General features: G+C 50.6%; 14 protein-coding genes and 1 tRNA gene. 3 read left to right on the forward strand and 12 right to left on the reverse strand.

What is annotated here, in order from left to right; genetic code table 11:
* Positions 1-411: 411 nt before the first annotated feature.
* The 7 genes from JW984_02140 to JW984_02170 form a co-directional block, all read right to left on the reverse strand.
* A complete protein-coding gene (locus JW984_02140; protein MBN1571977.1) occupies positions 412-1,098 on the reverse strand; it encodes a DUF4013 domain-containing protein in 687 nt (228 codons plus the stop codon).
* A gap of 112 nt (positions 1,099-1,210) precedes the next feature.
* On the reverse strand, positions 1,211-1,834 hold the full coding sequence (locus JW984_02145) for a YIP1 family protein (GenBank protein MBN1571978.1): 624 nt from the start codon (positions 1,832-1,834) through the stop codon (positions 1,211-1,213).
* Between the two features lie 220 nt (positions 1,835-2,054).
* Complete coding sequence (locus JW984_02150) at positions 2,055-2,486, reverse strand: ACT domain-containing protein (protein ID MBN1571979.1); 432 nt, start codon at positions 2,484-2,486, stop codon at positions 2,055-2,057.
* Between the two features lie 42 nt (positions 2,487-2,528).
* Complete coding sequence (locus JW984_02155) at positions 2,529-3,062, reverse strand: 2-oxoacid:acceptor oxidoreductase family protein (protein ID MBN1571980.1); 534 nt, start codon at positions 3,060-3,062, stop codon at positions 2,529-2,531.
* On the reverse strand, positions 3,052-3,825 hold the full coding sequence (locus tag JW984_02160; protein ID MBN1571981.1) for a 2-oxoglutarate oxidoreductase: 774 nt from the start codon (positions 3,823-3,825) through the stop codon (positions 3,052-3,054). Before JW984_02160 ends, JW984_02155 begins: the two co-directional genes overlap by 11 nt.
* 4 nt (positions 3,826-3,829) lie before the next feature.
* Positions 3,830-4,945, reverse strand: a complete 1,116-nt coding sequence (locus tag JW984_02165) for a 3-methyl-2-oxobutanoate dehydrogenase subunit VorB (protein ID MBN1571982.1) — start codon at positions 4,943-4,945, stop codon at positions 3,830-3,832.
* A gap of 1 nt (position 4,946) precedes the next feature.
* Positions 4,947-5,171: a 4Fe-4S binding protein gene (locus tag JW984_02170; GenBank protein MBN1571983.1), complete on the reverse strand. Its 225-nt coding sequence runs from the start codon at positions 5,169-5,171 to the stop codon at positions 4,947-4,949.
* 233 nt (positions 5,172-5,404) lie between these two features.
* On the opposite strand from JW984_02170, the gene JW984_02175 reads away from it, so the two are divergent.
* The 3 genes from JW984_02175 (at position 5,405) to JW984_02185 (ending at position 8,669) form a co-directional block, all read left to right on the forward strand.
* Positions 5,405-6,907: a CoA-binding protein gene (locus JW984_02175; protein ID MBN1571984.1), complete on the forward strand. Its 1,503-nt coding sequence runs from the start codon at positions 5,405-5,407 to the stop codon at positions 6,905-6,907.
* A 982-nt stretch (positions 6,908-7,889) separates the two neighbouring features.
* The gene (locus tag JW984_02180) at positions 7,890-8,342 is read left to right on the forward strand and encodes a protease complex subunit PrcB family protein (GenBank protein MBN1571985.1); all 453 of its coding nucleotides are present in this window, start codon (positions 7,890-7,892) and stop codon (positions 8,340-8,342) included.
* A 75-nt stretch (positions 8,343-8,417) separates the two neighbouring features.
* A complete protein-coding gene (locus JW984_02185) occupies positions 8,418-8,669 on the forward strand; it encodes a hypothetical protein (GenBank protein ID MBN1571986.1) in 252 nt (83 codons plus the stop codon).
* Positions 8,670-8,917: 248 nt separating this feature from the next.
* On the opposite strand, the gene JW984_02190 is transcribed toward JW984_02185, so the two are convergent.
* From JW984_02190 to JW984_02210, 5 genes are all read right to left on the reverse strand, one after another.
* Positions 8,918-8,993, reverse strand: a tRNA-Ala gene (locus JW984_02190).
* 113 nt (positions 8,994-9,106) lie between these two features.
* Positions 9,107-9,679 carry a VOC family protein gene (locus tag JW984_02195; protein ID MBN1571987.1) on the reverse strand — a complete coding sequence of 191 codons (573 nt, stop codon included), beginning with the start codon at positions 9,677-9,679 and terminating at the stop codon, positions 9,107-9,109.
* A gap of 81 nt (positions 9,680-9,760) precedes the next feature.
* On the reverse strand, positions 9,761-10,288 hold the full coding sequence (locus JW984_02200; GenBank protein ID MBN1571988.1) for a hypothetical protein: 528 nt from the start codon (positions 10,286-10,288) through the stop codon (positions 9,761-9,763).
* 334 nt (positions 10,289-10,622) lie between these two features.
* On the reverse strand, positions 10,623-11,657 hold the full coding sequence (locus tag JW984_02205; GenBank protein ID MBN1571989.1) for a nitronate monooxygenase: 1,035 nt from the start codon (positions 11,655-11,657) through the stop codon (positions 10,623-10,625).
* Between the two features lie 163 nt (positions 11,658-11,820).
* Positions 11,821-12,828: an MBL fold metallo-hydrolase gene (locus JW984_02210; GenBank protein MBN1571990.1), complete on the reverse strand. Its 1,008-nt coding sequence runs from the start codon at positions 12,826-12,828 to the stop codon at positions 11,821-11,823.
* Position 12,829: the final 1 nt, after the last annotated feature.

Here is a 12,829-nt window from a genome sequence, read left to right on the forward strand (position 1 = left end):
ACCCCTTACTAAAAGTATCGACAACCACCCCACTAAAAATACCGACAACCCCTTACTAAAAGTATCGACAACCACCCCACTAAAAATACCGGCAACCGCCCCAATAAAAATGCCGACCCCCCCATCTGAACAAGATGCCTGCCGCAATATCGACCAACCAACACTCGACCAACCAACACTAGACCAACCAACACTCGACCAACAACCAACCAACCAACACCCAACTAACAAACACCAACCCCCTCCCCAAAGTTTTACTCCCCCAGGCTCCAGCCCCGACCACAAGGTCAGCCGAAAGGCTGCGTTCCTAAAATGCTCATAAAAGGGGGGGAAAAGCCCCTTAAAAGGACTTTACGACACAAAATCCCAGTTTAAAATATAATAATTTTCTTATTTTGTCAATATTATGTTTTACCAGTTTAAATCCCCATCGATCATGCTCACCCTGTCTATTACGACGTCGCCCAAATCCGCCCCCAGCTTCCCGAGTATGTTGGTAGCCACAAGGAGAAGGTAGAAGAGAGGGATTATAACGAGGATATATCCGAATTTGATCGACATGAGCAGATAACAGATAAAGAAAAATACGAGGCTTACCAGCCAAACAATAAGGACATTTATAGTATAGGTCTTTACAGCCTTTCTGATGTTAAGGAGGACCTCCGAAAATGCAAATATCGTCTTCAGCCTCTCGTCACATTTCAGCATGTAGATTATCGCCATTGGGAATATATAGGCGGACGAAAGGGCTAAAATTGTCCCGATCATTACAATGAAGAAGCCCAGCAATACCGCCCACGCCGATTTGACCACTACAAACAAAAACATCCCTATGGAAAAGGGGATAAAAAAAGGTATGCCGTAGACCACAAGCGCGAGAATGAACTTCCCTCCGGAAAGAAACAATCCCATAAAATCGTTCCAGAGGGGCATCCCCTCCCTCTCAACCATTATCTCCCTCATCCCCCTCATAGCATAGCCGGCCGCCACTGCATTACCCAAGAGGGGAACTAAGTTTATCGCACATCCCAACAGGAACTTCAATGAAGTTTTTCTCCCGTTTACGGGATATATAAGAGTCTCTACTATTTTTTCCATACTCAATCCAATTAACGTCAAACAGAGCGGTTTCCCCTCCCCGCCCTATCGGTGCATCTAAAGGGGTATCCCCTGCCAAAAAAGGTCGAATCGGCACACTTCCGTATTTGTATCAAAGTATACTGCTTATGGTGTCTCTAACGATACTTGTGGCAATTTTGTTGTTTATTATTTCCAGAAATCCCCAGACAACGATTCCCCCGATGACGGTCATGACGGTGTAGGCCAGGATCGTCGTCTTGGGACACTCCATCAAAATGGAAAGGCCTTGATACAGGATGTAAATACCGTAAATGGCGATAATCAATCCGAGGAGAAATCCCGCCGTCGATCCTGTCAGGGACAGCCTGGGATGGATTGATAAAAACCCGCCGATGAGGGAGGGGGTACATGCGTAGGCGATGGTCTTGAACGCCTGAAGGAAGTTTTCCTTCCCGCCCATTTTGGGGGCCAATAGGTTCACGATCAAGGCAAGTATAAAAACTCCCCCAACGGTCAAAATATACTGTACCATCACATGGATCAGTGTGGATCCGACAGCTATCCTGATATTGCCCTCAGGGCCGCCCGAAAAGCCAACGGCCGTATATCCTATAAATGTCGTCATAAAGGGTACCAGGGCGAGCATGCAAAGATAGATCAGAGTCTGCTGGAGGGTATTGCGCTCTTCCTTTAACAAATAAAGAGTATCACCCGGCTTTAGCAAAAGCCCAAATATTTTTTCAACTATACTCATATTACCCCCATATAAACGATATTATAAAATAACTACGGTAAAACTACACCTGGAATCCATCCAGATCGGTATTTCTCTCTATTCAGGTCGTTAAAAACTTTAGAAAAAAACTTAAACATCAGTTAATGAAATTTTTGCAACCATCTCTATAGAATAGCGTTGAATAGAAATGTTGTCAAGAAAAAGAATTTACACAATATTACATCCTTTTACGAGCATATCACAAGGAAGAAAGCTTGTTCTCCGAGATTAGATGAACCCAGTTCCTCTTCATTACATCGATGGCCTCGTCCAATTTATCCACCCCGACGATCAGAATTGCGTTGTCGCCTATACGCCCGATGTAGGGATACAGGTAGTGGACGTTGATATTGGCTTCTTTCAGGGGCTTAAGCACGGCGTTCAATCCCCCCGGGTGGTCCGGCGTCTCCACCGCCAAGACGTCCCTCTGCCTGACCTTGTAATCCATCCCCTCGAGGACCAAGATCGCCTTTTTGGGATCATCGACCACCATCCTTATTGTTGTAAGGTCGGATGTGTCCGCGACGGTTATCGCCCTGATATTTATCCCCTCCCCACCCAAGACATCCGATATCTCCGAAAGCTTCCCCGGGATGTTCTCTAATACCACTGAAATCTGCTTAATCCGCATTGTACAAAACCCTTTCCGCTGTTTATTTAACCTCTACCAGTTCTACTCTATAGATTCGTATCCCAACATAAGCGCCTTTGAATTCATCTCTATGACCTTATTTTTCCCCTCAAATATCTCACCCAGTCCGTCAAGGGCCGCATCAACGGAAACCAGATTCCCCTTCTTTATAAAGGCCCCCAGCATCACCATATTTGCGGTCCTCATATCACCGATCCCCTCCGCCAGATTTCCCGCATCAACCAGGACGTATTCGATGTCCCCCCTGCTCGGGACTTCGTCTATCATCGTGGAGTTGAGAAACAGAATCCCCCCAGTTTGGACCTTGTTCTGAAAGTTGTGGAGGGAGGGCTTGTTCATAACGACGATAAACTCCGGGGAAGACGCGATGGGGGACGCTATCTCCTCATCGGAAACCGCCACCGTGCAGTTTGCGGTACCCCCCCTGACCTCCGCCCCGTAGGACGGGAGATAAGTCACCACCTTGTCCTCCATCATCGCGGCCACCGCAAAGGCGTATCCCATCATAAGGACTCCCTGGCCGCCGAACCCGGCAAATATGGTCTTAATCTGCATTTACGGCCTCTTTGACTCCTTCCTTTTCCGTAATATCCTTTATAACCCCAAGGGGATACTCCTTTGACATCACCTCGTCGATCCATTTGCACGCATCCAGGGGTTTCATCTTCCAGTTTGTCGGGCAGGGGGAGAGAACCTCCACGAGTGAGAAGCCGATATCATCCATCTGTATCTGAAAGGCCTTTCTGATCGCCTTTTTGGTCTTCTTTATAGCGGAAACGCTGTTTACCGTGGTCCGCTCGATATACGCGACGCCGTCGAGGAGGGCCAGCATCTCGCTTATCTTTATCGGCGCTCCCTCCCTCCTCATATCCCTCCCGAAGGGAGATGTGGTGGTCTTCTGATTAAAGAGGGTCGTCGGCGCCATCTGTCCCCCGGTCATGCCGTAGACTGCGTTGTTTATGAAGATCGTCGTGAACCTCTCGCCGCGGTTTGCCGCGTGGATCGTCTCCGCCGTGCCGATGGCCGCCAGGTCCCCGTCGCCCTGATATGTAAAGATCAGACAATCGGGAAGAATTCTCTTCATGGCCGTCGCCATGGCGCCGCCCCTGCCGTGGGCGGATTCAACCGAGTCGATATCGAGGTAGTTATAGGTCAAGACGGCACATCCCGCGGGCGGGATGCAGATGGCCTTCTCGGCGAGGTCCATCTCTTCTATGAGCTCGGCGATAAGCCTGGTAACGATGCTGTGCCCGCAGCCGGGACAGTAATGCATCGGGACTTTCTTTAGATACTTTGGTCGGGAATAAATCTTTTTCATCTCCCTATAATCCCTTCTGTAAATATTGGCGTGATATTATCCTCGAAAGCTCCACAGGCGTCGGCACAACCCCGCCCGGCCTTCCGTAAAAGTAGACCTCCGACGCCCCCTTCAACGAGAGCTCCACGTCTTCGACCATCTGGCCCGCGCTCATCTCGAAGACGAAGAAGAGAGAGACCGACTTCACCCATTTCCTTATAACCTCGGAGGGAAACGGCCAGAGGGTGATGGGGCGTATCAAACCAACCTTAAGCCCCTCCTTTCTCGCCCTCTTAACGCCCCCCTTCGCAATCCTCGCGGCCGTGCCGTAGGCGACGACCGCAAGTTTTGCGTCGTCCATCATGAACTCTTCGCACTTGACCTCTTTTTTCGTGATCATCTGATATTTGCGCATGAGCTTCCAGTTGTGCTCTTCCATCTCCTGCGTATTCAAAATGAGGGAGCAGACGATCCTCGACGGCCTCCCCTTCGCACCGGTTATCGTATAATCCTTTTTCGGGAGCTTCCTGGGCTTGTAGTTGTCGAACGTCACCGGCTCCATCATCTGCCCCAGCATTCCGTCGGCCAAGATAATAACCGGATTTCTGTAGTAGTCGGAAATGTCGAAGGCCTCCATCGTCAGATCAGCCAGCTCCTGACAGGAGGCGGGCGCCAGGACTACCACCCGGTAATCGCCGTGGCCGCCGCCGCGGGTTGACTGGAAATAGTCGGACTGGGCGGGCGAGATGTTCCCGAGGCCGGGGCCTCCCCTCACCATGTTTACGATAACGGCCGGGAGCTCGTCCCCGCAGAGAAAGGAGATCCCCTCCTGCTTCAGGCTTATTCCGGGACTTGAAGACGAGGTCATTGCCCTTGCCCCCGCCGCGCTGGCCCCAAGAACCATATTTATGGCCGATATTTCGCTCTCGGACTGGATAAATATGCCGTCCTTGACCTCGGCAAGCCTTCTCGACATATATTCGGGAAGCTGATTCTGTGGCGTTATGGGATAGCCGAAATAGCAGGTGCACCCGGCCCTCACGGCGGCCTCCCCCACCACCGTGTTTCCCCTCATAAGCTTCTTGCTGCTCTTTTGCCTGACGACCTTCTGTTTGCCGCCGTCTTTGGCTTCCCCTTCCATATCAATGCTCTGCTTCACGATACACCTCTATCGCCACATCAGGACACGCAACCGCACAAAGGGCGCACCCGGTGCACCTGTTCTCACCGGAGTCAACGACCCTGGCCGGATAGTATCCCTTCAGATTAAGATTGTCCGATACTTCAATCATATCCCTTGGACACGCCTCTATGCAGAAGAGGCATCCCTTACAGGCTTCCTCGTCTATTACTATCTTCCCTTTCAATTATTTATTCCCCTTAGGTGATCTCTATAATATCAGATTAAAACTATAATTTAATATAATTCAATTCAAAATGTCAAGAAAATTAATTACACCGCAGCTACATTATGCCACACTTCGATAAAAATGTAAAAGTCTAATCTCCTCAATAAATACACCCATTATGACGATAAAAAGGTTTGCTTTTATTTTTATTTCATATTACCATACAAAAAAATCTTGAAGGGATTTAGGAAATGAAAGACGGATTTAAAACAAAACTCGATCCTATATTCTATCCTGAAAGCGTCGCCATTATAGGGGCCAGCAACAACTTTGCGAAGTGGGGATCTTTTATCACGGCCCACATGATCGTCGGCGGGTACCTCGGGAAGATCTACCCGATAAACCCGAAGAAAGATACGATATACGGAAGGAAGGCCTATAAAAATATCGCCGACGTTCCAGGGAAGGTGGACCTCGCCATAATAACCACCCCCGCAAAGACGGTCTTCAACGTCGTCAAAGAGTGTATCGAGAAAAAAGTCGGCGGTATCGTGGTGGTCACGTCCGGCTTTTCCGAGACGGACGAGGAGGGAATTAAGTTTGAGAGGGAACTGGCAGAACTTCTGGAAAAGGCCAAGATACCGATGGTTGGGCCGAACACGATGGGTGTAATGTGCACCCAGAAGCGCCTTTTCTCAATAGGCGCCCCCCTATATCCCCACCGTGGCGATATCTCGTTCATGTCCCAGAGCGGGAACCTCGGAAACCAGATGCTCGAATGGGCGGAGATGCACAGCGTCGGCATGGGCAAGTTCGTGGGATCGGGGAACGAGGCGCTCCTGAAAAAGTCGGATTTCCTGAGATATTTCAAAGACGATCCCGACACCAAGGTAATACTCCTCTACGTTGAGGGGGTCGAGGAGGGAGAGAAATTTCTCGAGATCGCCCAGGAGACCACAAAGAGAAAACCGATTGTGGCCCTCAAAGGCGGAAGGACCGAGGCCGGCGGTGTCGCCGCCCGCTCCCACACCGGCTCCCTTGCCGGGGACAGCGAGATAATCACCTCGGCCTTTAGGCAGGCGGGAATTATCGAGGCGAGGACCCCCACTGATATGCTCGATTACTCCATGGCCCTGGACAACCTCCCCCTCCCCAAGGGCGACAGGGTGGGAATAATCACCCTGGGCGGAGGCTGGGGCGTGGTCACGTCCGACAACGTGGTGGAGTGCGGGCTTACCGTCGCCAAGCTCGGGAAGAAGGTGATCGACAAGCTCGACAAGATCCTCCCCCCCTTCTGGAGCAAGAGAAATCCCGTAGACCTCGTGGGACAGATAAACCCGGAGGCGTACGTGCAATCGGTGGAGGCGGTCACTTCATCCGACGACGTGGACGCCGTGATCTGCCTCGGGATCGTCGGGGTTTCCAGCATGGGAATCCGCTCCTTTGCGGCCTCGGCCACGGCCGCCGACCTCGACAACATCGAATACGCAATCCGTCAAGCACAGGGACGCCTGGCATCGATCGAGAGGAGTTTCCTGGACAAGGTAAACGAGCTCATGAACGAATACAAAAAGCCGATCATTAACGTCTCTCTCTACGCCGGGGGAAGGAGGGAGCGCTACCAGTCGAGGACGGGCTATTCCGAGGTCGTTTACTCAACGCCGGAAAAGGCGGTGCAGTCCCTCGCCGCCATGTACGAATACTACAAATATCTCTCCGGACACGGCATTACGGAGCTGAAGGGATTCCTATAAAAACTCGGCTTAGTCATTTGCCTCGCTCATCAATCAAGGGGGAGTGATTTTTTTAAGAGATGGCCCCAATCTTATTCGGGAGACATGAGCTCCGATTTATATATGGCGGGGCCTTCAAAACGGCCGCGGCCTGTTGTCATGGGTCTTGAGACCCTCCCTCAATTCTAGACACCGAAATAGAGGAGATCAAAAACAGAATTCAGTGAATTTTTAAGTATAACGTAATTTTTTTTGCAAAACGACATTATACGTGTAATCCTTAAATTAGATCTTTCCACCCGAGAACGTCCGTCCGCTCAAAACACCAAAAAGTGCAATAATATCAAGTATTCCTTCAAATTCATAATTTGGATCGATTCAAATATTGAATTTTTTTGCATAAATTCTTTACTATTTCCTTTTACCTGTTGACAATAAGCAATTTATAGTAAAAAATATAACAAGGGGCCTAATAAACCATGTTAAGGGCCTTTATAAATATGATAGAGCATAGAAGTACCTTTACCAAATGGAGGACGTTTTATTTTCGGTCTTAATATATAAATGGCCTAAAACCAGCGCCGCTCAAAATTGAGGTTTTTCAAAATCGAGCTTAAAATCTAAACTCTGTGACGCCTGACAAAAAGCGAAGGAATCGTAAAGAAGTATCAATAATGCTCTTTTCCGCTTCCGACGATTTCATTTCCTCCCATACTCGATTTTGAAGAATTTTTCAAAAACCACCCAACGGTGCCTTAAATCACATAATTAGTACTTCAGATGATGTATTTATGCGATTAACAGTCCAATAGGCTCGTATAGTCAGATTAGCGAAGATTACCGTAAAAATGGTGTTAGAGAATATGATTATTGAAGATTCAAGAGAGATTTTAGGGGCATCAGCAATCAGGGGAGAGATGCTCAATCTTGAGGTGGGCTGCGCCCCAAACTAAGGGAGATAAAAGTACCGATTTTTTATAATGTTAAGGAGGAGGTATCTATTATGTCGAAAAGATTAATTTTCATGTTTCTGGTCTTTTTCGGATTGACGGCCGTATCGGCGGGCGAAAACACATTTTCCACCCTTGCCAAGGGGTATTATGCATCGGGGATCGAAGAGAAGGTGGAGGCGGTCTTTTACGATGCGGACGCATTTTCTTCATTCTTTAAAAAAAACTACATTGGAGTGACGCCGGCACCAAAGATCCCCGAGGTGGATTTCAAAAAGGATATGGTGGTAGCGGTCTCCCCGGGGCCCAGGATGTCCGGGGGATACGATGTTGAGATAGTCGAGATTGTCGAGATGGAAGGAAAGCTCGTGGTTGAAATCCGATACAGTGAGCCCGGCCCGAGCGCCATCGTGACAACGGCCATCACCCAGCCCCATCACATAGTATCCACACCTAAGAGGGATCTGCCGGTGGTGTTCAGATGGGAAGAGAAAAAATCCGAATGATAGCGGGAAAGGTTAAATCATTTTTCAAAGAGGTTGTTTCGAGTCTAACAATCCCCTTACAATGGCAAGTAAATAATGCCCGATAAGTTCAAAATTTTAAATCCGGAGGTTGTCGAAGAGGCCCTCTTTAGAGGCGGAAAGTCGAGAAACGGCCTTATCAAGGAGCTGGGCAACATCTCCTACGAAATGGTACACAAGGCGATGCGAGGGGAACCGGTGCCTCCTGAGATAGCATATAAAATAATAATCACCATCGAGAAGCTCAACGGCAAGACCGGGGATGACGTAGACTTCGATCATTACCTCGAGGAGCTGTCCTTAGAATAGGGTTTGACCTTTGTTATCTATGCTTCTTCCCTTGATTCTGAAGGAGCCTTATTAAACAGCTTTTGAAACAGATGAGAGCTCCCGCCATAAAAGATCGCAACACAAAAACCGACGGGTGGGAATTACAGGAGATAAGAGATCCGGACAAAATCCAATTGTAGAAAAGCATGCGGGTCGTTAGGTGTTACGGCCCAATCGTTTTTTCTATTTTTAGTCTAGTCTTCCGGGGGGCTTGGAGATCAAAAAAATGGTGGAGATGATGGGATTCGAACCCACGACCTCAGCGTTGCGAACGCTGCGCTCTCCCAACTGAGCTACATCCCCACGCGATAATTTTCGGTATTTTTAGCACCAATCGCGATGCTTGTCAACATCTAAAATATTTAAAATCTCCGCCGCACCGACAATACTGATAATCCCTCTTCCCCCCTTCCCCCTCAAAACTTCAGCTTTTCGAGATCGCCCGTGATGTTTCCAAGCTCGAACCAGAGCCTCGACATCTTGATATTGACGCCCACGAACTTCGTCTGGATCAGCTCGAAGATGATACCGCCGATCTCCACCGTATCGAGATAGGCGTATTTCGTCACCGACCCTCCGGCCTTACCCACGCTCTTTATGACACCGGACTGGAGGACGCCGATTCCCATCTTGTCTAAAGCCTCCATCCTTTTGTCGAAGTCGGAGACGAAAAAGCCAAGGTGGTGAAGACCCTCTCCATGCTTTTCTAGGTGGTCAAGGTAGATATTGCGATCGCCTTTTACATGCCTGATCAGCTCGAACTGGATCTTCCCGGAAAAGGCCATCACGATATCCACGTCGAAATCGAGCCTCTTCTTTCCCCCCAGGTTGTGCTCCTCGTCAGAAAGCCCTGCCCTGAACCAGGGCTTAAGTCCGAATGTATCGGAGTAGAACTTAGCCGTCTTTTCGATGTCCTTGACGACAATCCCCAGCTGACCCAGCTTCGGAAGTTTCAAAACCTTGGCAAGCCTTTTCGCCTTATCGTCCATCTTTTCACCCCCCGAAATCGATTTTATTAGAACAATCCCTCCGACCCCCCTCCCTAACTTAAACTGATTCCCCATAAATCTCTATCTAACTTTCGACACGACCTCCCTCGCAAAATCCTCGGCCGCCCTCTCGTCCTCCTCGTCAGGATGCTTGTCCAGCTTCTCCATTCTCTTCGCCCACTCATCGTCCGGGATCTTCTTTGCCTGCTGGACCATCGGCCGGATATTCGGATCGAGCCTGCCCCGGCAGTCGAAACACCCAAGATATTCGATCCCCTTAGCCTTCGCCGCATCGGAAAAAGCGTTAATTCCCCTATCAAAGCCCTCTTTTCTCTCGTACACACCCGACGCATGGGTGACGAATCCCGCGAGCCTGAATCCGGGGGAGTCCGGCAATGCATTCAGAAACTCCCCTGCCGCGGCCGAAAGCCCGCCGGCGTGGATGGGAGACCCCAGGAACACCAGGTCAAAGGCTTTTACGTCTTCCGCCCTCACGTCTTCGAGCCTCTTGATCTCCGCATCGTGGGAGGCCTCAACCCCCCCCAATATCGCCCCGGCGATCTTCTCGGTGTTTCCGGTACCTGTGGTATATGCAATCAGGACTTTCATCGCGAATCCCCCAAGTATATAAATCGTCGTTTGGCCCTATACCCTCACCACATATTTCCGGGCATAAAAACCACCCTGCAGTTTTTTCAACACCCCTTCCGGCCCCTTCAATCAAAAATACCGCACATCTAAATCGAGAATCCTAATCGTGCGGCTAAATCATGTTGTTTAACCGCTTCTTCGTCTCCTCGGCCTCCTTAACCATTCGACTCGTTCCTCGCTCATGGCGGGCCTAAGACAAGGGGCCTATCAAAGGCAAGGGGCTTAAGCCCCTTGTCTGTCCTGATCCCGTCGAAGGGAGCCTGCCGAAGGACATGGTGAACCATCCAAGTAACTAAATCATCTCGTTTAACTTCTTTTTCGTCTCCTCCGCCTCCTTCACCATCCTCTCCATCAGCTCCTTGATCGTCGGCACGTCTTCGATCAGGCCGGTTACCTGCCCCACAGGGAGGATACCCCTCTTAACGTCCCCGTCCTCGGTGGCGAGGTTCGCCGCCCGGTAGGTGTTTGCAAGATAGGCCATCTGAATGGCGTTTTTCGGCCCCGAGGCGAGCACCCCGAGGAAGAGCTTGAAAAACGGGAGCTTCAGCTGCTTTGCAATAATCCTCGAGTTGAAAAACGCCGCCGGGAGATTCAAGCCCCGCTTGACCGCCCTTCGTGTGGCCTTCGTGTCCATGCAGCGGCACGGGATACCGTCGATCCTCGTCGAGTATATCGTATCGTATATCGTCTTTTCGATGGAGAGGTCCTTGAAGTTCTGATGGAGGGGGCTCTCCGCTGTCGACATGAAGCGGCTTCCCATCGCTATACCTTCGGCCCCGAGGGCGAGCGCCGCGGCAAGAGCCATCCCGCTGGAAAATCCGCCGGCCGCGATGATCGGTATATTCATAGCCTTGGAGATGCTCGGGATAAGTACCAGGCTCGTGGCGTCCCCGCCGTGGCCCGCCGCCTCGTGCCCCGTAACGATCAGCCCGTCAGTCCCGTAGTCCTGGGCGCGCTTTGCGTGGTAGTGGTTTATCACCGTGGCAATCACCTTGCCGCCGTATTTATGGGCCTTGTCCACCAGCCAGTCACCCTTTCCCAGGGCGAAGTTTATCACGGGGACCTTCTCCTCAATTAAAATCTCGGCGTTTTCCCTCCCCGCCGGAAGCAAGAGGGACGCGTTGGCGCCGAAGGGTTTATCGGTCAGAGACCTTACCTCTTTTATCGCCTCTCTCGTCTCGTCCAGGCTCAACGGGCCTGTCGCCAGAATCCCCAACCCTCCGGCGTTGGAGACCGCCGCCACCACCTTGGGAATGCTGATCCAGCTCATCCCCGAAAGTAGTATAGGATACTTGATACCAAAAAGTTCCGTAATCTTCGTCTTCATAAAAACCTCGTATTTGGTTACAGTTCAGCTCGATATGATCTGTCGCATTTTTTGCCCGAATAGAGTAGCACACCCAACCGGCTTTTGTAAAACCTTATTTAAAGGGACTCCGAAAAAAAACGACGGTGAAAGTAGTTATTGGGATGATCGAGCCGGATATTCGCTAAAGGAAGAGGGTCTCCCCGTGGGCGATCTTGACCAGGCGATCGGAAAGACCCGCGGCCTCCATCTCCCTCTCGATATCGATGGGCGGAAAGTAGACAGGCTCATCCCCCAGGCGGAACGTCCCCCAGTGGATCACCATCAGCCTCTCGGCGTTGAGCTCCCTGAAAGCCCTGACCGTCTCCTTCGGATCCATGTGGCTCCCCTTCATGAACCACCTCGGCTCGTAGGCGCCCAGGCATATTATCGCAAGGTCGATCTTGCACTGTTCGCCTATCTCCTTGAAGTAGTCGAAATAGGCCGTATCCCCAGAGACGAAGATATTACCGCCCGAGGCGGTCTTTATGAGATACGATCCCCAGAGGGAGCGGTTCGGCCCCTCGATCGGGTCCCTCATCGTCCAGTGGTTACAGGGAAGGAGGGTTATCTCGAATCCGCCGTTCCTGTAGCTCTCGTACCAATCGAGCTTGGTTCGGTTCTTCATCCTCAATATCTTGAAGATCCAATCGTAGCCCAGGGGAGTGACCAGATGGGTATTCCTGTCGAGTCTTCTCAATGAATTGAAATCGAGGTGGTCGCGGTGGCCGTGGCTGATCAGGACGTGGTCCGGGGCGGGCATCTCCGCCACGTCAAAATTGAGGGGCGTGAAGTCCCTGATCTTCCCTATGAACCTGTAAAAAACGGGGTCGACCAGGAGATACTTGCCCTCATCCTTTATCAGCACGGTGGAGTGCTTCAGGAAGGTTGCGGACAGCCCCTTGTGTTTTTTAACGGCGTTCCAGTCCACGGAGACGCCCACGACCCTCTCGTCCTTGTAAAAACCCTTGAACCTGTTGTCGGAGAGGAACTTCCACTTGAAGAGATTCTTGAAGCCTCCCTGATCCTTGATGCTCCCGAAGGGACTCAGAAAGCGCTCAAAGCCGTGATGGAGCTTCTTCTTGGCATATTCTCTCAAGGAAAGTCCATCGTAGTTTACGATGAGCGCCCTCTCGTCCTCGGATTCAGCCACA

It is taken from the genome of Candidatus Zymogenus saltonus, from assembly GCA_016929395.1.
Taxonomy (GTDB): Bacteria; Desulfobacterota; Zymogenia; order Zymogenales; family Zymogenaceae; genus Zymogenus; species Zymogenus saltonus.

Bases quoted from the DNA above. Each gene is read 5' to 3' on its own strand.
- JW984_02140 (MBN1571977.1), bottom strand. From the start codon at position 1,098: ATGGAAAAAATAGTAGAGACTCTTATATATCCCGTAAACGGGAGAAAA.
- JW984_02145 (MBN1571978.1), bottom strand. From the start codon at position 1,834: ATGAGTATAGTTGAAAAAATATTTGGGCTTTTGCTAAAGCCGGGTGAT.
- JW984_02150 (MBN1571979.1), bottom strand. From the start codon at position 2,486: ATGCGGATTAAGCAGATTTCAGTGGTATTAGAGAACATCCCGGGGAAG.
- JW984_02155 (MBN1571980.1), bottom strand. From the start codon at position 3,062: ATGCAGATTAAGACCATATTTGCCGGGTTCGGCGGCCAGGGAGTCCTT.
- JW984_02160 (MBN1571981.1), bottom strand. From the start codon at position 3,825: ATGAAAAAGATTTATTCCCGACCAAAGTATCTAAAGAAAGTCCCGATG.
- JW984_02165 (MBN1571982.1), bottom strand. From the start codon at position 4,945: ATGGAAGGGGAAGCCAAAGACGGCGGCAAACAGAAGGTCGTCAGGCAA.
- JW984_02175 (MBN1571984.1), top strand. From the start codon at position 5,405: ATGAAAGACGGATTTAAAACAAAACTCGATCCTATATTCTATCCTGAA.
- JW984_02180 (MBN1571985.1), top strand. From the start codon at position 7,890: ATGTCGAAAAGATTAATTTTCATGTTTCTGGTCTTTTTCGGATTGACG.
- JW984_02185 (MBN1571986.1), top strand. From the start codon at position 8,418: ATGCCCGATAAGTTCAAAATTTTAAATCCGGAGGTTGTCGAAGAGGCC.
- JW984_02195 (MBN1571987.1), bottom strand. From the start codon at position 9,679: ATGGACGATAAGGCGAAAAGGCTTGCCAAGGTTTTGAAACTTCCGAAG.
- JW984_02200 (MBN1571988.1), bottom strand. From the start codon at position 10,288: ATGAAAGTCCTGATTGCATATACCACAGGTACCGGAAACACCGAGAAG.
- JW984_02205 (MBN1571989.1), bottom strand. From the start codon at position 11,657: ATGAAGACGAAGATTACGGAACTTTTTGGTATCAAGTATCCTATACTA.